Source organism: Nostoc sp. ChiQUE01b (assembly GCF_034531255.1).
In the GTDB taxonomy this organism is placed as follows: Bacteria; Cyanobacteriota; Cyanobacteriia; order Cyanobacteriales; family Nostocaceae; genus Nostoc.
Map to the genome: position 1 here is coordinate 1 of NZ_JAVRBM010000112.1, position 23,564 is coordinate 23,564.

The 23,564-nt window shown below is 43.8% G+C and carries 14 protein-coding genes and 1 pseudogene; 8 read left to right on the forward strand and 7 right to left on the reverse strand.

What is annotated here, in order from left to right; all coding sequences use genetic code 11:
- Positions 1 to 144: 144 nt before the first annotated feature.
- From glyQ to RMY63_RS37530, 4 genes and pseudogenes are all read left to right on the forward strand, one after another.
- Positions 145 to 1,044, forward strand: coding sequence for a glycine--tRNA ligase subunit alpha (gene glyQ / locus RMY63_RS37515; protein WP_322733540.1), 900 nt, complete (start codon positions 145 to 147; stop codon positions 1,042 to 1,044).
- A 505-nt stretch (positions 1,045 to 1,549) separates the two neighbouring features.
- The gene (locus RMY63_RS37520; protein WP_322733541.1) at positions 1,550 to 3,904 is read left to right on the forward strand and encodes a ComEC/Rec2 family competence protein; all 2,355 of its coding nucleotides are present in this window, start codon (positions 1,550 to 1,552) and stop codon (positions 3,902 to 3,904) included.
- A 45-nt stretch (positions 3,905 to 3,949) separates the two neighbouring features.
- Positions 3,950 to 4,420, forward strand: a complete 471-nt coding sequence (locus tag RMY63_RS37525) for an NADAR family protein (RefSeq protein WP_322733542.1) — start codon at positions 3,950 to 3,952, stop codon at positions 4,418 to 4,420.
- A 249-nt stretch (positions 4,421 to 4,669) separates the two neighbouring features.
- Positions 4,670 to 5,771, forward strand: a pseudogene (locus tag RMY63_RS37530) (tetratricopeptide repeat protein).
- Positions 5,772 to 5,798: 27 nt separating this feature from the next.
- Here RMY63_RS37530 and RMY63_RS37535 read toward each other — a convergent pair.
- Positions 5,799 to 6,497 (reverse strand): phosphoribosyltransferase, encoded by a 699-nt coding sequence (locus RMY63_RS37535; RefSeq protein ID WP_322733543.1) that lies wholly within the window; start codon positions 6,495 to 6,497, stop codon positions 5,799 to 5,801.
- A gap of 191 nt (positions 6,498 to 6,688) precedes the next feature.
- On the opposite strand from RMY63_RS37535, the gene RMY63_RS37540 reads away from it, so the two are divergent.
- Positions 6,689 to 7,369: a uracil-DNA glycosylase gene (locus tag RMY63_RS37540; protein ID WP_322733544.1), complete on the forward strand. Its 681-nt coding sequence runs from the start codon at positions 6,689 to 6,691 to the stop codon at positions 7,367 to 7,369.
- A gap of 612 nt (positions 7,370 to 7,981) precedes the next feature.
- On the opposite strand, the gene RMY63_RS37545 is transcribed toward RMY63_RS37540, so the two are convergent.
- From RMY63_RS37545 to rpsT, 5 genes are all read right to left on the reverse strand, one after another.
- On the reverse strand, positions 7,982 to 12,052 hold the full coding sequence (locus RMY63_RS37545; protein WP_416212582.1) for a DNA-directed RNA polymerase subunit beta'': 4,071 nt from the start codon (positions 12,050 to 12,052) through the stop codon (positions 7,982 to 7,984).
- 90 nt (positions 12,053 to 12,142) lie between these two features.
- Complete coding sequence (locus RMY63_RS42030; protein ID WP_416212583.1) at positions 12,143 to 14,020, reverse strand: DNA-directed RNA polymerase subunit gamma; 1,878 nt, start codon at positions 14,018 to 14,020, stop codon at positions 12,143 to 12,145.
- 176 nt (positions 14,021 to 14,196) lie between these two features.
- Entirely contained in the window at positions 14,197 to 17,496 is a 3,300-nt protein-coding gene (gene rpoB, locus RMY63_RS37550) for a DNA-directed RNA polymerase subunit beta (protein ID WP_322674423.1), read from the reverse strand.
- Between the two features lie 906 nt (positions 17,497 to 18,402).
- Positions 18,403 to 19,200: a TatD family hydrolase gene (locus RMY63_RS37555; RefSeq protein WP_322733545.1), complete on the reverse strand. Its 798-nt coding sequence runs from the start codon at positions 19,198 to 19,200 to the stop codon at positions 18,403 to 18,405.
- Positions 19,201 to 19,277: 77 nt separating this feature from the next.
- A complete protein-coding gene (gene rpsT, locus RMY63_RS37560) occupies positions 19,278 to 19,574 on the reverse strand; it encodes a 30S ribosomal protein S20 (RefSeq protein WP_322733546.1) in 297 nt (98 codons plus the stop codon).
- Between the two features lie 747 nt (positions 19,575 to 20,321).
- Between rpsT and hisD the strand changes: the two genes are divergently transcribed.
- The gene (hisD, locus tag RMY63_RS37565; RefSeq protein WP_322733547.1) at positions 20,322 to 21,620 is read left to right on the forward strand and encodes a histidinol dehydrogenase; all 1,299 of its coding nucleotides are present in this window, start codon (positions 20,322 to 20,324) and stop codon (positions 21,618 to 21,620) included.
- A gap of 466 nt (positions 21,621 to 22,086) precedes the next feature.
- A complete protein-coding gene (locus RMY63_RS37570) occupies positions 22,087 to 22,512 on the forward strand; it encodes a universal stress protein (RefSeq protein ID WP_322733548.1) in 426 nt (141 codons plus the stop codon).
- Positions 22,513 to 22,804: 292 nt separating this feature from the next.
- Here the strand turns inward: RMY63_RS37570 and RMY63_RS37575 are convergent, their stop codons facing one another.
- A complete protein-coding gene (locus RMY63_RS37575; RefSeq protein WP_322733549.1) occupies positions 22,805 to 23,191 on the reverse strand; it encodes a hypothetical protein in 387 nt (128 codons plus the stop codon).
- Positions 23,192 to 23,327: 136 nt separating this feature from the next.
- Here RMY63_RS37575 and RMY63_RS37580 point away from each other — a divergent pair, with 136 nt between their 5' ends.
- Entirely contained in the window at positions 23,328 to 23,558 is a 231-nt protein-coding gene (locus tag RMY63_RS37580; protein ID WP_322733550.1) for a hypothetical protein, read from the forward strand.
- Positions 23,559 to 23,564 lie beyond the last annotated feature (6 nt).

Here is a 23,564-nt window from a genome sequence, read left to right on the forward strand (position 1 = left end):
CAATATAGCGAACCTAACTCTTTGTGTCAACTATTTTCTCCAAAATAACTTGGGAAATATTTCGTATTTCCTGAAACTGCCCACAGTGCTGGGTTCTAGGCAAGAATGGTTTATGCACTGTGTTGACTAAAGGATGAAACAAGCGTGAATTTTCAGTCGGTAATAAGTTTATTGCATCAGTTCTGGGGCGATCGCGGTTGTCTCATCGCTCAACCTTACGATATTGAAAAGGGGGCTGGTACTAAGAACCCACAGACCTTTTTAAGAGCTTTGGGGCCAGAACCTTGGGCTGTTGCCTATGTTGAACCTTGTCGTCGTCCTACCGATGGACGCTATGGCGAAAACCCCAACCGTTTCCAACACTATTATCAGTACCAAGTTCTCATTAAGCCGTCACCAGATAATATTCAGGAGATTTATCTTGATTCTTTAAGGGCTTTAGGTATCCGTCCTGAAGACCACGATATTCGGTTTGTAGAGGATAACTGGGAAGATGCAACTGTGGGAGCTTGGGGCACTGGGTGGGAAGTATGGTTAGATGGGATGGAAGTTACTCAATTTACTTACTTCCAACAGTGTGGAGGAATTGATTGCCGTCCGGTGTCGATTGAAATTACATACGGGTTAGAACGGCTGACAATGTATCTCCAGCAAGTAGAAGCATTTACAAAGATCCAGTGGACAGACAACATTACTTATGGTGATGTTTTCCTTCAGGGAGAGATTGAGCAGTGTACATACAACTTTGAAGCGTCAAATCCTGAGTTGCTGATGACACTATTTAATTTGTATGAGCAGGAAGCTACCCAATTGACGGAGCGAGGATTGGTCTTGCCCAGCTTAGATTATGTAATGAAGTGTTCGCACACATTTAATCTGTTGGATGCTAGAGGTGTGATTTCGGTGACGGAAAGAACTCGCTATATTGCCAGGATTCGGCATTTGGCTAGGAAGGTAGCTCATTTATATGTTGAGCAAAGGGAGAAGTTGGGTTTTCCGTTGCTCAAAGATACTGTGGGTTCAACAGGAAGCCCAATATCCTAAAGAGTGCGACTACACACAAACTAAGTACAGTTTTGTGTAAAATAATAGCGTTTTTCAAGCCAGAGGAACGCAAAGTAAAGGCAAAGTACGCAGAGTCGTGGCAAATTTAATTCACTACGATTTTGTGTTTTGTTTATCCTTGTGGCGCTGAGGTTTAAGCTAGGTATATTTTTTTGATGTCGCTTTTCCTAAAGGACAGAAATACGGTTAAATATTGAATCTAGAACATTAAAGCTACAAGGATAAGGCTCGCCTGTGCGGGCTTTGTTTATATAAACTTGATGGACTATACTCACCACAAGCATAAAAACTTTTCGCTGTTGCTGATTTAAAAAGATCAAAAGCTCACGCAGAGGTGCTCCAAGCACAGATAATAAGAGTTTGGAATATTTTATTTTTGAATTTCATAACCAAATTCAGCAACGCCGATTTTTCTTTCTTGCTGCCCTATCTATATTTAAACCATCTGCAAATTCGGATTGCCAGGTGCTTTTACAAAAATCTTATGATTCAAACCAGTGGTGTAATTATTTGTCTTGGTTACATTTTTGGGTTGCTGTTTACAGCAGTTCCTTGGGGTGGTGTGGGAATTTTGGTTCTGGGGATAGTGGGAGCAATTGTTTTTAGAAGACGCACCACGCTACGGCAATTTGCTCAGAAACCAGAAAATGCTGGAAGCAAAAATAAGGCACTGCCTAATACTTGGCAAACTACTCCCCATCCTCGAATATGGCTAGCTGCTGGTTTGGTGGGATTATTGGCAACTCTATATTTTCAATGGCGAGTGCCACAACCGGGTGCAAAAGATATTAGTCAGTTTGTCCCGCCTGGAAATAGCAGTAATCAAGAACAACTTGTGATTGTACGCGGCGAAGTGGCGAGTAATCCCCGCTTAACTCGCAGTCAGCGAGGACAATTTTGGCTGGAAGCAACTCAGCTAGATGAAGTCAAAAATGATAAAGGTTCAGCCGGTGTCCCACAAGGGGTTACAGGCAAATTGTATGTAACAGTCCCTATACTTCAGGCTACTGGGTTATACCCTAGTCAACAAATTGCTGTGACTGGGATTTTGTACAAACCAAAGGCGGCTTCCAATCCTGGTGGTTTCGATTTTCAGAAGTTTCTCAAGCAGGAAGGAACGTTTGCTGGTTTGATTGGGCGACAAATAAATGTTTTGGATCGGGAACGTAAATGGGGATCGTGGCAAATTCGGGAGCGGATTGTGCGATCGCAAGTTCGTTGGTTGGGTATTCCTGAAGGGCCGCTTGTCAGTGCAATGGTTTTAGGCAGCAAAGCTGTTGATTTACCTTACGATATCCGCGACTTATTTGTACAAGCTGGATTAGCTCATGCTTTAGCAGCTTCTGGGTTCCAAACTTCTTTGATTTTGAGTGTGATTTTACAGTTAACGAAGCGGGCAAGAAAAGGAACCCAATTTACCCTTGGGTTTTTGGCTTTAATCATTTTTCTGAGTTTAACAGGGTTTCAACCTGCGGTTCTCAGAGCCGTAATTATGGGTTTTGCAGCATTAGTTGGTCTGCTATTAAAAAGGAAGGTAAAACAGTTCGGATCGTTACTATTAGCAGCAACTCTCTTATTAGTGTTTAATCCTCTATGGATTTGGGATTTAGGTTTTCAATTGAGTTTTTTAGCGACATTAGGATTAGTTGTAACAGTACCCGCATTAGTCAATCGTCTAGCATGGCTACCACCTGCGAGCGCTGCTTTGATTGCTGTTCCCTTAGCTGCCACTATTTGGACTTTACCTGTGCAACTTTTTGTCTTTGGAGTTGTACCATCTTATAGTCTGTTGTTGAATGTGGTTAGTACTCCATTAATTTCGATTATTAGTATAGGTGGAATCATTAGTGCGTTAGTAGGTTTAGTTTGGACTGACGCAGGAAGCTTCCTAGCCGGGGTTTTACATTACCCTACTGATTGGCTAATTAAACTAGTGGAATATTTTAGCAAGTTGCCTGGAAATTCTGTTGCGGTAGGCAGCATATCTACTTGGCAGCTTTTGGCGATTTATATACTAATTATATTGGTCTGGCTAGTGCCTTGGTGGCAAAGGCGGTGGTGGTTTGCTAATATGATTGCGATTGGTTTAGTATTCATCCCACTTTGGTATTCTAAAAATACATTGTTTAGGATAACTGTCTTAGAATCTGGTACGGAACCAATTGTAGTTGTTCAAGATCGAGATACTGTAACTGTAATTAATAGTGGTGATGAAGGTACAGGACGTTTTACAATTCTACCGTTTTTACAACAGCAGGGTGTAAATCAAATAAATTGGGCGATCGCAACTGATTTTCAAGGTAATGAAAGTAATGCTTGGTTTGAATTAATGCAACGTTTACCAATCAATAATTTTTATGAATATTCATCCCAAACAGATAATTCCATTACAACTCAGGCCATTCAACAAGAATTACAAAAACATCAAGGAATTTATCAACCATTGGTAGTTGGTCAAGCTGTGAAAGCTGGTTCGGTAGTAGCGCAATTAATCAACGAACAATTACCAATTTTACAATTGCAAATTTTAGATAAAAATTGGTTATTAGTAGGTAATGTTAAATCTAAAGAGGTACAACAACTAGTAAAAAATGGAAGTTTGCTTCGCCCGCAAGTACTTTGGTGTGCCCCTGAGTCATTGAAAGATTTAGTTATTGCTCTGCAACCACAAGTAGCGATCGCTTCTTCTGCCAACTTTGATCCAAAAACTTTATCTGAACTGAATCAAAGCCAAACTAAACTGTTCTTTACAGGACGAGATGGGGCTATTCAATGGACTCCTAATGGTCAGTTTGAGGCTTTTATTGAATCAACAGAAAATAAATCCTCTGTTTTATAAAAAACTCACAAATTCAGTGAATTAAAAAAATTTGTATCAAATTTTATGACAATCTATTTTTATAGTACTCGTGAAGAATATGGCTGTTTCTCTAACTTTTCGCTCCACGGCTTTGAATTAAATGGATTGTATTGGTCAACTAGCGAACACTACTTTCAAGCGCAAAAGTTTGTGGGTACACCTAATGTAGAACAAATCCGCCTAGTTAAAACACCTAAAGATGCGGCAAGAATGGGGCGTGAGAGAATGCGTCCCTTACGTCAAGATTGGGAACAAGTTAAAGATGACATCATGCGGCAAGCTGTGCTATGTAAATTTCAAACCCATACAGATATTAGAGATATCTTACTTTCTACAAACAATGTAGAAATTGTTGAAAACTCGCCTATCGATTTTTACTGGGGTTGCGGAGTCGATGGCAGTGGTAAAAATATGCTAGGAAAAATTTTAATGGAGGTGCGGGATATCCTGCACCATACATACAGGGCAGATATTGATAATAAAACTGTTAAATAATCTTGTAGAAAATAGTTTTTTAATCGAACTACTCCAGACTAGAGAACACGAAGAGATCAGAAATAGAGACGATCGCAAACGCTCTCAGACTGCTACAGAGTTATTACTCTTCATGAGTGATAATCTAAAAGTCTCGATTAGCGATCGCTATATAAACTCTCACTTATCCTAAACTTACACTTTGGTAAACTAGACTTATGAAAGATGCATCCTGGTTTTGGGAACACTAGATTTTACAGGAAGGAGTTGATGTCTAAAGGCGAATGGAATAACCAGATCGAAAAATACAGCTCCCTTGCAATTACCCATAACATACCTAAAACCAGTGAAGCGTAATACAATTACCCATGAATTTGACTCTGGTTCACAAGCAGAAATAATACCTCCACAAGAAAGTGATGACCATTTGTCAGAAGCATCTAAACTACTACGGCTAGGAATTCAACAGCAGCAAGCTGGCGAATTAATCACAGCTATGAAGTCTTTACAGCAATCCTTGGGGCTGTTTCAGGCAGTTGGCGATTTGCAAAAACAAGCACAGACACTTTCTTTTTTAGGATTGGTAACTTACAGCGCTGGAGACTACAAAGGTGCTATCTCTTACTCCCAACAGTGTCTGTCTTTGCTCAATAACACCTCAGATTTAGCATTGCAAATGCAAGCTCTTTCCCATTTAGGCAATGCATACCGTCACCTGAATGACCATAAAAAGGCTATTGAATTTCTAGAAAAGTGTTTGAAAATAACGCAGCAACTGCAAGACAAACGCAGTCAAGTGGCAGCATTGAATAATTTGGGATTAGTGTATAAAGCTTTAGGCAACTTTACACAGGCCATTGAGTATCAGCAGCAAAGCTTAGAGATTGTGCGGGAACTCAAAGATAATTGGGGCGAGGAACAGGTACTCAAGAATTTGGGTAATGCTTGGTATGCTTTGAACAATTACCCAAAAGCGATCGCTTATTATGAACAGTGTGTAGTCCTATCACGCTCCTTAAAAAATGTTCGCAGTGCTTCTCAGGTGCTAAAGAATCTGGGCAATGCTTGTTATGCTTTAGGTGATTATACCAAAGCGATTAAGTATTATGAAGATCGGTTGCAATTAGCCAAAGAAATTCAAGACCAGCGCAGCGAGGAACAGTCTTTAAGTAGTTTAGGAGTTGCTTGTGAAGCTTTGGGTGACTATAACAAAGCAATTACATATTATGAAGAACGTTTGCTGTTAGCTAGAAATATCAAAGATCGTCGCAGTGAAGAACAAGCTCTTGCCAGTCTGAAAGTTGCTTGTTATGCCTTGGGTGATTATGCCAAAGCTATGCAATATCAGCAGGGAACATCTTCAAATAGTTAAAAAGTAAGACTGGGAAACAATTCAAAATTACTCGCACAGATCAATTTCGCTCATTATCTTTTGTTGTTGGAGATATACGAGAACTTCTAATGTATCTACTTGGGGAAATTCTACGTAAAAATTACTTACACTCCAGAAGGGTTCGGGTGTTTCCAAGACTATTATGCGATCGCCCCACTGTTCTAACCAAGGTAGCAATTTTTGTGGCGCTAATGGAGTACATAGCCAAATTGCTGCTGGAGAAAGCGCTCTCATGGCAGTTGCTGCTACCGCTATTGTCATACCTGTAGCAATGCCATCATCAACTAAGATCAGGGTAGCATTCTCTGCATTCACCTGCGGACAAGCAGGAATTAATTGAGCCTCAAGAGACTTAGCAAGGTTTATCGCTTTATTTAAAGCTACTTCTCGCCACCGCACATCATGTTTAGGGCGAAATAGCTTTTGATCGGCCCAAAGAACATTTCCAGAAGAAGTCACTGCACCAATTGCTAACTCTGGGTTTTCTGGATGGCTAATCTTTTTTGCCACAACAATTGTCAACGGACAATCCAAAAGACGTGCTATTGGTGCTGCTACTGGTACACCTCCTCTTGGCAAAGCATAAACAATTGGTACAGGCTTTACCCCAGAATCAATAGTTTGCTGAGTTAAAACATCATGAATTACTTGCGCCAATAACTCACCTGCATGGGTACGATCGGCGAAAAGTGGGGTATGTGGCATGGTTTCCCCCAGCATCTCAGAACGGCACTGCTTTTATCATGACTGAATTTTGTCTCAAATTAACTGATACAATAAGATTTGTATAAATAATTAAGTATTCAGCAAAAGTTTATTGTTCTGATCAATATCCAGCCAGAGGGCTATTTAAATCAGATATAACAGCTGGCGCTGATGCCAAAATCTTGATTTTCATGAGCAGCGAAACCCAACTCAGTCTCTTCGACGACTCAACCTTTAACCAACGAGAACTGATTCCTACAGACCCGAAAATTCCAATCGCTCCCGGAACTTATTCTGACATAACGGAGTTGACACAGGATTGCGATCGCTGCCACCGTTGTGCATTGGGAGACACTCGCACTCATGCTGTTGTCGGACGTGGCAATTTCAAAGCACCAATTATGGTCGTGGGAGAAGCGCCAGGTCAAAATGAAGATGAGACGGGTTTACCATTTGTAGGCAGATCGGGGCAATTACTGGAGAAAATTTTGGCATCAGTGAATCTGACTACTGATCGTGATGTATATATTGCCAATATCAATAAATGTCGCCCACCAGATAATAGAGTTCCCACTCCTGTAGAAGTGGCAGCTTGTCTACCCTACCTACTAGAGCAAATTCGCCTAGTTGACCCCAAAATAATTCTGTTAACGGGTGCGACTGCTGTCAAAGGTATCACTGGCGATAAGCGAGGAATTACGAAAATTCGCGGACAGTGGCTAGAGTGGCAAGGGCGTTTATGTATGCCAATCTTTCATCCTTCCTACTTGCTGCGTAACCCTTCTAAGGAAAGAGGTGCGCCGAAATGGTTAATGTGGCAGGATATTCAGGCAGTGCGTGCCAAGTTAGACGAAATCCAAAATAACAGCTAATACTTACAGCGTTTTTCAAGTAATTGAACCACACCACGCCCTACTCCCTTATCTCCCTCATCCCCCTCATCTCAATTGTGGTCTAAATACCTGAAAACTGCTGTAATTCCGTCTTTTTTTAAGGCTTGTCACTACCAACATATTTTCAATTACTCACTTCGTTGCTATCCCGGTTGGGAATAAATTCTAAAGCTAATAGCTAAAGTCTTCTCAAGAGGACTAAATATAAAATTTTAAGCGATTTAGATGACTAAACTCTGTGAAAGAGAAAATTTCACTTTACTGATTGCGATCGCTTATTTTAATTGAATATGAGGACTTGCTGGCTTATAAAACTTAATTTTCTTCTAACAATCGGGGAGGGGTAAAATTGAAGCTAGCGTGCCCCTTGCCAAGGGTACGCTAGCACAGGTGAGGTACTTTGGTTATTTTTACCTTTTATATCATTGTCCGCATAATTTAGTTATGATTTCCACAGTCATTGCACCCCACCCTTTAATCCCCTCCCTGGAAGCTCTTAGGGGAGACAAAGCGTAGCTTTGGCTCTTTGGGGTTCTTCGGGTTTAATAAGTAATCAAGCGGACATGATATTAGACCCGAAATTTCAAATCTCTATTCGTCGTCGAAATCATCTTCGTCGTCTTCCTCTTCTTCCTCATAATCGTCATCGTCTACTACTTCGTCAGCAATTAATTCATCTTCTTCATCTAGAATTGACCTTTCTGCACGTCTGCTGCCAAAGCCAGATTCCCCAAGAGTAGGAGAATCTAAATTATAGGTGCGAGCTGTGCGATCGTCCAAGACCATATCTAGGGGATCATCAACTTCATCTAACACACTACTGGTAATTTCAGCAGCATAGTCATCGATCGCACCAGGTTCTTCATAGGTATTGTACCCAGTACCAGCCGGAATCAATCGCCCGATAATCACGTTTTCCTTTAATCCGCGCAGCCAGTCAGATTTGCCTTCAATAGCTGCTTCGGTGAGTACCCGTGTTGTCTCTTGGAAGGACGCGGCGGAAATAAAGCTGTCGGTGTTCAACGATGCTTTAGTGATCCCCAACAATACTGGGGTATACTGTGCTCTCGCACCGCCTGTAATTGCCATAGCTTCGTTCACCTGCTCAACTTGGCGCAGTTCCACTAATTCGCCGGGAAGCATTGTGGTGTCACCACCATCATCAATCCTGACTTTGTTGGTCATCTGGCGAACAATCACTTCAATATGCTTATCGGAAATATCAATCCCTTGAGACTGGTACACCATTTGCACTTCATTCACCAAGAATGTCTGTACCTTCTGTAAAGCAAGGCTAGCACAAGCATAGATTCCATCTTCGGAACCCAGGCTAAAGAAGATTTCCAAAATTTCGTGGGGATTAGATGGACCATCAGTTAACGGTTGTCCCGCTAATACCATTGAGCCATCTGGCACAATCAAATTTTGTCCTGGTCCCAGAGGATAATCTGTCACCACGCCATTTGATTCTACGACTTTGATGGCGATCGCTTCATCACCATCACCGTAAACTACCTTAACTTCTCCGCCCCGCCGACATAAGATACACGCTTCTTTCGGTTTCCGAGCTTCAAGTAGTTCCTCAATCCGGGGCAAACCTTGAATGATATCTCCGGTTTTGGCACGTTCAAACACCAGCAACACCAAGTTATCACCCCGTTGTACCAAATCACCGTCTTCTATCTGCAACACAGCACCAGGGCTGACTCGATAAGGGCGACCGATACGGGTAGTAACAACGTAGTTCTGAGTTTGAAGTGAGGAGTTAGGAGTTTCAGAATTAACTTTTAACTCCTCACTCTTAACTCCTAACTTTCTAACGTCTACTACTTGCCCTGATTCTGGGGTAAAAACTCCAGGAGCAACTTCTGTACCTTCTACTAGCAAGTCACCTACTTTTACCTTTGGCTGAGTACTAGTATTAATGGGAAGCCTGTCAGCATCGCGCAACACCAAACAGCGACGCACGTTTTCAGTTCCTTTTTGGACACCCCGCACTTCTCCGCCTTCTTTACACAAGATTTGGGTACGTGCGACTACAGAACCTGGGGCGATGGTCAGCCCATCATGTACCTCAAGTGTCGTCTGGGTACTACCTTGGGTGGCATCGGCGGTAATGTCTCGACGAATTACCAAGGATTCCAAAATCACTAGTTGTAAACGTTGAACTTCTGGGTCTTCGGTATCCTCTACTAATTCAATATCTGCTGCCAGGGGTGAAGCATTATGGTCTTGTTCCCCTTCTTGCTCAATTTCTAGCACTAGCTGGGTTCGCAGCAGTTCTACACCTTCAACAGATTTGACGCGTTCTGAATCTTTATAAGGTAGTCGCTGCACTGCTCTTAATTGAATTGATCGCCCTGTTTGTTGACTTACCGATGTAGTTGATGGCACATCTGGATTATCAGGGACAGCAAACTCAACTACTGGACGGCTTAACAGGGCGGGTCCTTCTGGTGTCTCTACATACTGGATATAACGCAATTCCGTGGCGACATTGCCTTGGAATTCCTCACCTGGTTGGATAAAGGTGTTATCTCGCCCGATAACTGATTCGGGATCGTCCACCATCAGCAGTTCCCCTGGCTTCACGACTACTTCCCGCAGGATGTCGTTTTTCTGGGTCACTTCTACCACACCACTGTTTTGGCAGAAGATATCTTTCACGACTTCAGTGCCAGCTTCGACAAACTGACCATCTTCCACCAACAGTAAGGAGATATCTTTATTAACTTCGTGGCTTTCTTCAGGAATCCATAACAAGGTACCGCCCTGCACGACTTCATAACCCAGCTTGGCTTTGCCTTTTTTCTGGACTTCGACACCCGCGAATTTCAGGAATCCACCAGTGGTTGTGCGATAGCGGTCATCAATTAACTCAGCTACTACTTGACCATTTTGCACTTTTGTGCCTGGTGTAGCCCGAAGGTTAAATACCTGGTTGTTGCCTGTGGAGACTAAGTAGTTATTGCGACCTTGAGAACTTTGGACTGTCACCGTTGCCTGGTCTAAAACCACAGAAGCGGTGATAATCTCTATTTCCCTGGTACTCTTACCTGGGGTAGCTTCGGGTAAGCGCACCACACCACCGTGCAAACTGGCTAACTTGGTTTCTGCTAAAACTCCATTAGAAGCGATCGCATCACCATTTTTCACCACCAATTCTGCACCAGGCGGCAAGTTGTAAACTTCTCCAGACAAAATCCAAATCAAACCACCCCGTGCGGCTGTGGTTGTGGTATTACCCTGGCGGTCAGTTTTTTGTTCTGGAACTACTTCGGCAAATTGCACTTCCCCTGCTAAGTCAGAAGCAACATCTTTAACGGCTTTTTCTGTATTAGTCCGAGTTGTGCGTCCACCGAGGGCAACCTCTGCCAACAACTGACCTTGTTTTACTTTATTTCCATCAAATACATATAGTGTTGAACCTTGGGTAAGATGAACCTCTTGGTTCTCTGGGGTGACATCACCTACTTTTGTTGGCTCCAAAAGCATGATGCCATTAGCTTCAACATAGAGCGCATCTTCGCCGTGGCGGGTACGATACGTTCTGGTCTTTAGTTTCCGGGGAAGCTTAACAGTCCCATCGATTTTAGAACGAACTTGTTGCGCTACTTCTCCGGTAAACACACCACCAGTGTGGAATGTCCGCATGGTTAACTGAGTACCAGGTTCGCCGATACTTTGAGCGGCAATAATCCCTACAGCTTCGCCCAAATCTACCATCTTGGCGTGGGCCAAACTCCAGCCATAGCAGTGTTGACAGACAGAACGTGCAGCTTCACAAGTTAGTGGCGATCGCACCACAACTTCTCCCACCCCAGATGTTTCAATTTTCTTCGCCAAATCCTCAGAAATTGGGGTATTACGTGCTGCAATCACTTCTTTTGTCACCGGATGCACCACATCTTCACCAATTACCCGTCCCATCAAGCGGGTTGCTAGAGGAATCAAGGTTTTGGCCCCCTCTGTCATTGGTTGAATGTTAAGACCCCTACTGGTGCCGCAGTCAAATTCCCGAATAATTACATCCTGGGATACGTCCACCAAACGGCGAGTGAGATAACCAGAATCAGCCGTTCGCAACGCGGTATCCACCAATCCTTTTCTGGCACCGTAAGACGAAATAATGTATTCCGTCACTGTCAGTCCTTCACGGAAGTTGGTTTTGATCGGTAAATCGATAATTTCCCCTTGAGGATCTGCCATCAGTCCCCGCATTCCCACCAATTGCCGCACTTGAGAGATGTTACCCCGTGCACCGGAGAATGCCATCATGTATACGGAATTCAAGGGATTAGTCTTCTTGAAGTGAACGACTACTTCATCTTTCAAAGCTTCACTAGTACCGTTCCAGGTATCAATTACCTTTTGGAAGCGTTCTACTTCCGTGATTTCTCCCCGTTGGTAACGGGTTTCAGTGGCGCGAATTTCTTCTTCGGCTGCTTCCAAGAGCAATCGCTTAGTTGGTGGCACCATCAAATCATCTACACTGATAGAAACCCCTGCTTTAGTAGCATAGCGAAATCCCAAATCTTTCAGTTTGTCCGCCATTACTGCGGTTCGCGCCGTACCATAGTACGTAAAAGCCCAAGAAATTAATTTTTGCAGTTGACTTTTGTTAACTACGCGATTGCGAAAAATCATTTTTTCGTTAGTCATTAGTCATTAGTCCTAAATTAATAGTTAGGAGTTAGGAGTTAGGAGTTTGTAATTAATAACTCCTAACTCCTAACTTTTCACTCCTCACTTTTAGCTTGCAAGTGCTTCCTGAATAGCATTATTGTAAATAACGCGACCAGGAGTTGTGTAAATGTACTGGGAAATTACATTGCCCTTAGCGTCTTCTCTGACTCGGCGGAACTTATAGAGTAATGTGCGAGTACCATCCTCGTTTTCCGTGACTTTCAGGGGTTCCGTATCCGGTTGATCTGATTCTATTTCACCCTCAAACCGCACGTAAATATAGGCGTGCAAGTCAATTTGCTCTTGCTGGAAAGCCATAATTACGTCATCCAGCGAAGAAAAGTACCTTCCTGCACCTTTTGTCGCATCGGGATTTTCTGCTGTTAAGTAATACGCTCCCAATACCATATCTTGGCTGGGTGTGATGATGGGTTTACCTGTGGCTGGTGACAAAATATTGTTAGAAGCCAACATCAACAACCGTGCTTCAGCCTGACTTTCTAACGACAGCGGGACGTGTACCGCCATTTGGTCGCCGTCAAAGTCGGCGTTAAAGGCTGGACACACAAGAGGATGAAGTTGAATCGCTCGACCTTCTACTAAAATCGGTTCAAAAGACTGAATACCCAAGCGGTGCAACGTTGGTGCCCGATTTAGCATTACAGGGTGTCCTTCAATCACCTCTTCTAGCACATCCCAAACACTGGGATCATTGCGGGATATCAGCTTTTTCGCAGCTTTGATGTTATTTACCATACCGCTACGAATCAGGCGGTTAATCACAAATGGCTGAAATAGCTCAATTGCCATTTCTCTAGGCAAACCGCACTGGTGAATTTTCAGCTTTGGCCCGACAACAATTACCGAACGTCCAGAGTAGTCAACCCGTTTACCTAACAAGTTTTGTCGGAAACGTCCTTGCTTACCCTCAATAATGTCGGACAAAGATTTCAGGGGTCGGTTATTTGCCCCTACCACAGTGCGTCCCCGCCGACCATTGTCAATCAAAGCATCCACTGCTTCTTGCAGCATCCGCTTTTCGTTCCGCACAATAATCTCTGGTGCCAAAATTTCTTGCAAGCGTGCCAAACGATTGTTGCGGTTAATTACCCGCCGATACAAATCATTCAAATCGCTGGTCGCAAACCGTCCGCCATCTAGTTGCACCATTGGGCGCAAGTCGGGGGGAATCACGGGAATAACTGCCATTACCATCCACTCTGGTTTGGAACCAGTGGCGATAAAGTTGTCAATCACCCGCAGTCGCTTAATTAACTTGGCCCGCTTTTGTCCCTTGGCATTGCCAATTTCTTCCCGTAGGCTTTCAGCTTCTTGTTCTAAATTGATATCGGCAAGCAAGCGCAACAGTGCTTCAGCACCAATACCTACCTCTACGCCTTGCAGCTGAGAATCTTCGCTATAAATTTGGTCTTCTATTTCCAACCACTGGTCTTCACTCAGTAGCTGTTTGTAAGTTAAAGTTTCGGCATTACCTGGACTCAGGACAACATAAGAGTTGAAATAGACAATCTGCTCGACATCCCGCAAAGGCATATCCAACAGGATGGAAATATAGCTAGGAATGCCTTTGAGATACCAGACGTGAGCTACTGGTGCGGCGAGTTTAATATAGCCCATGCGGTGACGACGCACCCGTGACTCGGTAACTTCTACCCCACAGCGCTCACAGACAATGCCTCTATGACGGACTCTTTTATACTTGCCACAATGGCATTCCCAATCTTTAGCGGGGCCAAAGATCCGCTCACAAAAAAGCCCGTCCATCTCTGGCTTGAGAGTTCGGTAGTTAATCGTCTCTGGCTTGGTAACTTCACCGACTACCTGACCATTGGGCAATGTTCTCTCACCCCACTGACGAATGCGTTCTGGGGAAGCCAAGCCGATTTTTACGTAGTCAAACTGATTAGTTTGGGCTGGTCTCATACTTAAGTGCTGAGTGCTGAGTGCTGAGTAATGAGTAGTAAGTAAGTAGTGAGTAATAAGTGTTGAGTAATGAGTAATAAGTGTTGAGTTGTAAGTTACGGGTGAAGAGTTCTTAACTCATAACTCCTCACTGTTAACTTTTTACTCAGCACTCAGCACTCAGAACTCAGCACTGCTTATTCGTCATCTTCCAGCGATTCGCGGGAAAGAGATTCATAAGTTGGTCGAGGAGGTGTGCGACGGGCTGATTGGTCTGCCATCAAATCGACTTCCACATCTAGGGAACTGCCATCTGCTTGAGTTTCTACCTTATGTACGGCAATGTCTAACCCCAATGATTGCAACTCGCGCATTAACACCTTAAAGGATTCTGGAGTTCCAGGCCGAGGAATTGCCTTACCTTTAACGATCGCATTTAACGCTTCATTCCGTCCTTGCATATCGTCAGATTTAACTGTGAGCAATTCCTGTAAGGTGTAAGCCGCACCAAAGGCTTCCAATGCCCATACTTCCATTTCCCCAAACCGCTGACCACCTTGTTGGGCTTTCCCACCCAAGGGTTGCTGAGTCACTAGTGAGTAAGGTCCAGTTGAACGGGCGTGGATTTTATCATCCACTAAATGCACCAGTTTCAGCATATAAGCCACACCGATGGTAATTGCTCGGTCAAAGGGTTCACCTGTACGTCCGTCATACACCATGATTTTGCCAGGATTATCTGGGTTATATACCCAGTCTTTTCCTGTTTCGTCCCGTGCTTCTTGCAATTTGCCATGCACGATTCGGCGGGATGACTCTTCACCGTACATTTCATCAAACGGAGTAATCTTAAATCGGACTCCCAAGGTTTGACCAGCCCAACCCAAGAGGCACTCAAATACTTGTCCAACGTTCATCCGACTGGGTACGCCCAAGGGGTTGAGTACAATGTCCACTGGTGAACCATCGGGCAAATAAGGCATATCTTCTGCCGGTAATATCCGAGAAATAATCCCTTTATTACCGTGGCGTCCTGCCATTTTGTCACCAACTTGGATTTTACGTTTTTGGGCAACATACACTCGGACTACCATATTGGCTCCCGGTGGTAGTTCATCGCCTTGTTCGCGAGTAAACAAGCGCACATCAACTACGCGACCTTTTTCACCATTTGGCACTCGCAGGGAATTGTCCCGCACATCCCGTGCTTTTTCACCGAAAATCGCCCGCAACAGTTTTTCTTCTGGCGGTTGGTCAGATTCACCTTTGGGTGTAACTTTTCCTACCAAGATATCACCAGCTTCTACCCACGCACCAATGCGAATAATTCCCTGTTCATCCAACTGACGCAAAGCATCTTCTCCGACGTTGGGAATTTCTCTGGTGATTTCTTCTGGCCCCAGTTTCGTCTGTCTAGCTTCAATTTCATATTTTTCAATGTGAATTGAGGTGTAGACATCATCCTGCACCAGTCTTTCCGAAATTAAAATTGCATCTTCGTAGTTGTAGCCTTCCCAAGGCATATAAGCAACGACGATATTTTGTCCTAGCGCCAATTCACCGCCTTCAGTGGAGGAACCATCAGCCAATACCTGACCAGCAACAACTCGTTCACCAATGCGGACGAGAGGTTTCTGATTTAAACAGGTGTCTTGGTTGGAACGTTGGTACTTAGAAAGGATGTATTTAATTTCGGGGGTGTTAGGTTTAGGACGGACGCGAATTTCTGTAGCATCTACATAGGTGACATCACCATCGGTGCGTGATACAATCACCATCCCAGAGTCTCTTGCTCCTTGGGCTTCCAAACCAGTACCCACCAAAGGACGCTCTGGTTTGAGCAGGGGGACTGCTTGCCGTTGCATGTTCGATCCCATCAGCGCTCGGTTAGCGTCATCATGCTCCAAGAAGGGAATCATGCTAGTAGCTACTGATACAATCTGTACGGGAGATACTGCTACGTAGTCCACCTGTTCTGGTGTTGTGGTGGAAAATTCTTGGCGATACCGGACTGGCACTTGCGGCCCAATAATGTGCCCAGTTTCATCTACAGGAATATCTCCTGGAGCAACCCGCAAATCGTCTTCTTCATCGGCTGTCATGTAGGCTGGAGGTAAATCAAATCTAACTCGCCCATTTTCTACAGGTCTAAATGGTGTTTCTAAGAAGCCGTACAGGTTTACCCGTGCATGGGTTGCTAAGGAGCCAATCAATCCGGCGTTGGGCCCTTCTGGTGTCTCAATGGGGCAAATACGTCCATAGTGACTAGGATGTATATCTCGCACGGCAAAACCGGCACGTTCGCGAGTTAAACCACCAGGGCCAAGGGCACTCAGACGGCGTTTGTGGGTCAGTTCCGCCAGAGGATTGGTTTGATCCATGAACTGACTTAACTGGCTAGAACCAAAAAATTCTTTAATTGCTGCTACCAGCGGTTTGGGGTTTACCAAGGAAGCAGGAGTTAGCACTTCGGCATCAGATACTGTCATCCGTTCCCGAATTATTCTTTCTAGCCGATTTAAACCTACCCTTACTTGGTTTTGCAGCAATTCCCCGACGCTTCTCACCCGGCGGTTGCCTAAGTGGTCAATGTCGTCGATATTACCAATATCATATTCCAGGTTAATTAGGTAATCTACAGCCGCCAAAATATCGCCAGGAGTCAGCACACGCATGGTGTCTGGCACAGAAAGGCGCAATTTTTTGTTCAGTTTGTACCGTCCGACGCGACCAAGGTCATAACGTTTCGGGTCAAAGAAACGAGAGTCTAAAAGTTGTTGTCCACCTAAGACTGTAGGTGGTTCACCAGGACGGAGTTTGCGATATAACTCCATTAGGGCTTCTTCTTCAGAAAATTGCCCTTCTTTTTCAATGGTTTTTTGGAAATATTCGGGGTGGCGTAAGGCGTCAAAGATTTCGTTGTCTGATAACCCTAAAGCTTTTAGGAGTACCTGCGCTGAGAGTTTGCGGGTTTTGTCAATGCGTACCCACACCAAATCGTTACGGTCTGTTTCAAATTTCAGCCATGCTCCCCGGTTGGGAATTAAGCTAGCTGAATAAGTACGTCGACCGTTTTTGTCGATTTCTGATTTGTAATAGACTCCTGGCGATCGCACTATTTGGTTGACAATTACCCGCTCGGCCCCGTTAATAATAAACGTGCCGCGATCGGTCATCAAAGGCAAATCCCCAATGAATACTTCTTGCTCTTTGATTTCCCCGGTTTCTTTATTAATTAGACGTGTGGGAACATACATTTGGACAGCGTATGTACTATCCCGCCGTTTGGCTTCTTCGACGCTGTATTTTGGCTCCTTGAGTTTGTAGTTATGACCCAAAAAGTGCAGTTCTAATTTACCCGTATAATCTGTAATAGGACTAAAGGAGTTCAGTTCTTCTATCAGCCCTTCTTCTAAAAACCAGCGAAAGCTTGACCGCTGGATTTCAATCAAGTCGGGTAACAGAAAGGCGGGTTCCATATATGTTTCTTTAGTCATGCCTCTTCCTTTGTCAACCTGGTACAATTTTCCCTTGGACACTGCTGTTTGACGCTTCCCATTGCTAGCCAGTGCCCTTAGCTGTTTGGGAACTTTTTCTTACACACTTGTGATTTACATTTGTGGGCAAACGCAGCGATTAAATCTGGCTGGGATCAGCAATTTTCATAAGAAAAATTGCCTTTAATTTGGACTAAGTAATGGGTACTGGGTACTGGGCACAAGAGGAGCATGGGAAAAGTTGTTGAAAGTCTTTCCCCTGTAAATCTCATGCCCAATAGAGCCATTCGCTTTTCCTGTCAAACACGCTACGCATAGTTTGCTTAAGAGTAAGGGCAAAAGTCGGCAAACCTGCCCAACACGCTGGCTCCCCAATGCCCATTTCAAATAGAATATCCAGTTAAAATATTCTTGAATTTGATTTACTTTTTTCACTTCCCCTCCAAAAAGCGCGTTAATTAGCTGACGCAGCTCCACACAGTGTGTTTTAAATCCACCCCGCTGTTGATACTCTCAGTGATATTTTAGATATCCTAAGACTGAGGGAATGATCCGCACCTTGTCGATTTTGAATCAGAATCACTTTATTTTGCTGGATTGTAGTCACAAGGCAATTTTTGTTTAACGATTTTGAATAGGTTCTAATACAAACTAAACCGATGTTGTGCAAAAGTCTAGCTCAATTTAGGTTGGCACAGTTAGTCATGTGTGGAGAGCATCCGCTTGTAGAGATTTTGAGGATGGCTAAGCCATAACAGCATGGAAAATCAGGATGAGAAGTTTTATGTTCCTTCCTTTATCATTATGGCGCAAGCAAAATGTTTTTGAGGGAATAATATTAGCATATTTTTGTCCCCTTATAGTTTTATTTGTTTGATTTTTTTTAACACAACTTAACAAAAGAGGCTAGGAGACACTTGATATTGACAAACCGAATAATTCACAGGCATTTTGGGTGGTTTGATGGGCGATCGCCTCTACTGTTTCCTGACGCAGTTTAGCTACTTGCTCGGCGACATAAAGTACGTAGGCAGGCTCGTTGCGCCTCTCGCCCCGTTTCGGAACTGGAGCAAGAAATGGGCAGTCTGTTTCAATCAGTAGGCGATCGCGACTTACCATTGCAGCTGAGGATTGGATCGCTTTGGCGTTTTTGAACGTTACCGTCCCGCTAAAGCTGATGTAAAAGCCTAAATCGAGAAACCATTGAGTTTCTTCTGGCGTTCCTCCCCAGCAATGCATGACTCCCCGCACTCTTTCTCCTTTGAGTTCCCGCCATTTTTGCAACACTTTTCTGGTTGCTTCAGCAGCATCGCGGCAGTGGATAATCACTGGTAAGTTAAGTTCAGATGCGATCGCCAACTGAGACTCGAACACCATATACTGTTGTTCATAGTTATCAGCTTTGTAAAAATCCAGCCCCATTTCCCCAATTGCTACTACATGAGAGTCAGAACTCGCTAAAGTTTTGATTTTCTCGGCTGTCTCGTGATTCCATTTATCAGCATCTAAAGGGTGTAGTCCTACGGCAAAGCTGATTTCGGGAAACTCGTGCGCTATGGTTTGAATGCGGGAAAACTCTTCTGGATGAACACAAGAATGTACTAAACGCACTACACCTGCTTCTTGCCACCGCGATCGCACTATTGCTAAATCCGCCTGGAAACTATCAAAGTTAAGATGTACATGCGTGTCTATCAGTTGCATCTTTTGCCCTTTGTTGTTTGTCCTTGATCATTTGTCGTTTGTTTTGTTACTAATGACTAAGGACAAATGACCAATGACTACTCAGCTGTTTGTGGGAGGGGTTTTAGTCTGTGAGCCAATCTTGACTTTTTCCTTGCCCCATTGTTTGGATGAAGAACACCTCGTTTGATCGCCTTATCAATTTTGCCGTAAGCCTCGGATAACCGAGCCTGCGCTTCTTGTTTTAATTCTGGGCTAGGTTTCGCTGTATAAGCAGCTACAGCATTGAGGTATTTCTTCATCAGCGTCTTGACTGCTGATTTGTAAGATTTATTACGCAGTCGATTACGTTCTGCGATTTGGGCACGCTTGAGAGCAGACTTTGTATTCGCCACAGTCAATTCCAAAAATACGATTATTAATTATGTACACACACTACTAGACTTACTAATATAGCATCCAAATTGCCAATGTTATAATTTCCTAAAAAAATTATGGGATTAGGTATTGGGTCATGAATGAAGATTAATCAATATTAGTATTAGTATTAGTTCCATAGTCTCTACTCGCCAATTCAGTATTTCGTCAATTTGAGGAAATGCGTTAAAATAAAATACATCTAAATAACTGTCACCCTAACTCATCACAACCTGATTAAGCAATGTGATTGTCAATAAATAATAATTTGTCCGTAAACCAAATGTATTATTTAGAAACAGGAACTGTAAAGAGCTAAATTTCAGGGATTCTCAAGTATAGAACCGAGATATCGTGCCTGTACACACATTAACTAGTAAAAGTTAGGGAAATAAGTAAAAATTATACTCAGACCCTAACCCCTGTAAATTCAGGGGATTGGATGTGTAAACATACCATCTGCACCCCACAAGGATTGAGGGAAAGGGTGTAAGGAGAGTGGGAAATGGCACACCTGCTTCCTGCCGCTAGCCAGTCAAGGCTTGTCGGATTGAGCAATTAAGTCGCCTTCTCAAGCAAACTAAACGCTGGTAGCCTTGAGAGTATCAAAAAAATCCAGGTTAAGCTAGAGAAGAGAATTAGAGTCAGCTTGCACACCCCAGTGGGTCAAGAGCAATACTAAATCTCAGGTGGCAATATTATAATTTTGGCATTGTCCTTACTCCATGCTGCGAATTATTACTCAGCAGGCAGACGTTAGAGCAGAACTACAACGGATCTGCGATCGCACCCATGACGAACAGGTACTTCACAAAGAAGCAACGGTGCGGGAAATTTTGCAAGCAGTGAAGCGCCAAGGCGACAAAGCTGTATTGCATTACACGGCCGAATTTGACAAACAAACCCTGAAAGCAGAAGAGCTCCGAGTTACAGGCTCGGAACTAGATGCAGCCTATCAGCAGGTATCAAAGGAGTTGTTGGGCGCAGTTCGGCTAGCTTGCCGCCAAATTGAAGCGTTTCATCGTCAGCGAGTACCAAAAAGCTGGGTACACTTTGGTGATGATGAAGTAGTACTGGGCAAACGCTACACGCCTGTAGACCGAGCCGGGTTGTATGTGCCTGGTGGCCGTGCCGCCTATCCCAGTACAGTGCTAATGAATGCAATTCCGGCTCATGTTGCTGCTGTACCGCACGTGGTGATGGTAACACCACCAGGCCCAGGAGGTGCTATTAACCCAGCAGTCTTGGTAGCTGCTCAAGAAGCAGGGGTGCAAGAAATTTATCGCATTGGGGGTGCACAAGCGATCGCTGCTTTAGCTTATGGCACAGAAACGATTCCGAAAGTGAATGTAATTACTGGGCCTGGTAACATTTATGTCACCCTAGCGAAAAAACTTGTCTACGGCACCGTCGGCATTGATTCTTTGGCAGGCCCCAGCGAAGTGCTGGTGATTGCCGATGAAACTGCAAATCCAGTGCATGTAGCTGCTGACTTGCTGGCCCAAGCCGAACACGATCCAATGGCGGCAGCGATTTTGCTGACCACAGATGCTGCTTTAGCGAAAAACGTGCAAGTAGCCTTGGAAAGACAGCTAGTGGATCACCCACGGCGAATAGACACAGAAAAAGCGATCGCTCACTACGGCTTGATTATCGTTGTAGAATCGCTCCAAGCCGCAGCAGAATTCTCAAATGAATTTGCCCCCGAACACCTAGAATTAGAAATCAAAGACCCTTGGGCACTCATACCACAGATTCGCCACGCTGGGGCAATCTTTTTGGGTTACTCAACACCAGAAGCTGTAGGAGACTATTTGGCAGGCCCTAATCATACCTTGCCAACTTCTGGTGCTGCCCGCTATGCTTCGGCATTGGGTGTTGAAACTTTCCTTAAACACTCCAGTATTATTCAATACTCCCAAACCGCACTGCAAAATGTGGCTGGTGCCATAGATGTGCTAGCAACAGCAGAGGGTTTACCTTCCCATGCTGATTCAGTCCGACGCCGAATTCAGCAAGAGTAGTGATTTGGAATGCTTAATTTTTTCTGATAACTCAAAGTTTGGATAGCGATACCTACGGTAAGCTACGCTAAAGCACGCCATTTGCTATCCTACCTTCAGTCACCCTTTAAGCGTCCACAAGTCGGGCATTGCCGACAGTAGTTTCTGGGAAAGGGGTTGTAGCAACTTTTCTGAAGAATCTAGGACTTACGCAAAATATAACGAAAGTAGCGGTAATTCATGAATTACCGCTACGCAATAATCAGGTTTTCAGCGCCACATCTTGGGTAAGTCCTGGAATCTTTTCACGAGTTTCTGAGAGAGGAAAACCGTTCGCATGAAAGTGGCGTAAAACTAGCTGACCTATGACGTAGCCTTAAATATATAAACTAAGTTGTCAGATAAAAAATTAGTTTAGTGTCACTGCCGACTAATTTTGCTAGATACTTATGTATGTAGGGGGTCTACTCTTTAGGAGACGAGAGCAGTGCTAAATAGTGTTTTGGTAGCTCTGGACGGTTCGGATATTTCAGAACGAGTAATTCAAGCTTTAGATAAATTGGTGTTTTCAAAAGACGCCAAGGTTATTCTCTGTCATGTGTTTCTCACACCAGAGTCAGAAATGGAACTACCTGCTGATCGCCCTCAGCCAGAGTCCCCAACGTTTTCTTATTTTCATATTGAAAAGCAACTGCAATTATATCAGGAAAATTTATCAGCCAGAAGTGAGTTAGAGTTAGTAACTGGCGATCCTGCTGAAGAGATTATTCGTCTTGCCAATATTTATAAAACTGACTTAATCGTAATTGGCAGTCGGGGCTTGATGGGGATGAAACGAATTGTTCAGGGTTCTGTTAGTAGTCAAGTTGTAGAAGAAGCTAATTGTTCAGTGTTGGTCGTCAAACCAAGGTAAAGATTTACAAGGGGAAGCAATGGCTATAACCACCCCAAAACTAGCCTTTGAAGAATACCTGAAATATGATGATGGCACTGATAGCCGCTTAAACAATTCAAAATTCACGCATTCAAAATTCAAACATTTTAGATATTTTCAGATGGGGATTTAAACCCCAACTGAAAATATGCTACGTGTTTTGGTTGGGGTCTTAAACCCTTTAATATGTCCTAACCTATGTGACTACGGCTATACCTTGAAAGGGCTAACCATAGAGACAAGGAAAATCCCTTTTCTACGTTCAGTCGATTCAACGTTCTTGAGTTGCTAAAAACTGACGCAAGCTTAACAAGCTGAGTGTTTGACCCAAACTCAAGGGCAAAAGTGAAACTCCTTCCAAGCGGGACTGTACCCAACCTTCTCCCCAGTACCATTCGTGGAACCCGTCAATACCTCCGCTGAGTACTAAGCGAAGGCAGTTGGATTTGACAACGTTTACTTGATGATGAATCGCGACTGGCCCAGTCCAGGTTGTAAACTGGAATCCGGGAAGCAGTTCTTCTGGCATTCCTGGTGCAAAACGTTGCCCTAAAAGCCATTTTTTTAGTTGCACGGGATGCAGCAGACTGTCACGAATTGCATCTGTTGATGCTTCGATTTCGATCCGCAGTTGGCTTTGTTGAAAATTACCCAGCATTTTTCTCGGATTACCTAAAGATAAGACATCGCTATTTCTAATATTGCAAATAGTTTTTGTCATTAGTCATTAGTCCTACCCTGCGGGAAGGGAAGCCGCTGGCGCGTCTATGTCCTTTGCAAATAACTAATGACCAATGACAGCCGTTTATTTGCGTAACACCCCACTACGTTACTTTTCTTGCAGCAGAGAACTTAAAATAGAAAAAGTGAACTTGTTAAGAAATGTAAGGTTATTCATGGCGGATCAGTTAATTCGTGCAACAGCAGCTGAAGGTGGAATTCGTGCCGTAGGTGCGATCGCCACACGTTTAACAGAAGAACGCGAATTTCTCACAAACAATAAAAAATCAATTTATATGGACTGATGTTAG

What these genes read in the sequence shown, in the direction of transcription:
- RMY63_RS37520 (WP_322733541.1), top strand. Translation starts at nt 1,550, where the DNA reads ATGATTCAAACCAGTGGTGTAATTATTTGTCTTGGTTACATTTTTGGG.
- RMY63_RS37525 (WP_322733542.1), top strand. Translation starts at nt 3,950, where the DNA reads ATGACAATCTATTTTTATAGTACTCGTGAAGAATATGGCTGTTTCTCT.
- RMY63_RS37535 (WP_322733543.1), bottom strand. Translation starts at nt 6,497, where the DNA reads ATGCCACATACCCCACTTTTCGCCGATCGTACCCATGCAGGTGAGTTA.
- RMY63_RS37540 (WP_322733544.1), top strand. Translation starts at nt 6,689, where the DNA reads ATGAGCAGCGAAACCCAACTCAGTCTCTTCGACGACTCAACCTTTAAC.
- RMY63_RS37545 (WP_416212582.1), bottom strand. Translation starts at nt 12,052, where the DNA reads ATGACTAACGAAAAAATGATTTTTCGCAATCGCGTAGTTAACAAAAGT.
- RMY63_RS42030 (WP_416212583.1), bottom strand. Translation starts at nt 14,020, where the DNA reads ATGAGACCAGCCCAAACTAATCAGTTTGACTACGTAAAAATCGGCTTG.
- rpoB (WP_322674423.1), bottom strand. Translation starts at nt 17,496, where the DNA reads ATGACTAAAGAAACATATATGGAACCCGCCTTTCTGTTACCCGACTTG.
- RMY63_RS37555 (WP_322733545.1), bottom strand. Translation starts at nt 19,200, where the DNA reads ATGCAACTGATAGACACGCATGTACATCTTAACTTTGATAGTTTCCAG.
- hisD (WP_322733547.1), top strand. Translation starts at nt 20,322, where the DNA reads ATGCTGCGAATTATTACTCAGCAGGCAGACGTTAGAGCAGAACTACAA.
- RMY63_RS37575 (WP_322733549.1), bottom strand. Translation starts at nt 23,191, where the DNA reads ATGCTGGGTAATTTTCAACAAAGCCAACTGCGGATCGAAATCGAAGCA.
- RMY63_RS37580 (WP_322733550.1), top strand. Translation starts at nt 23,328, where the DNA reads ATGACAGCCGTTTATTTGCGTAACACCCCACTACGTTACTTTTCTTGC.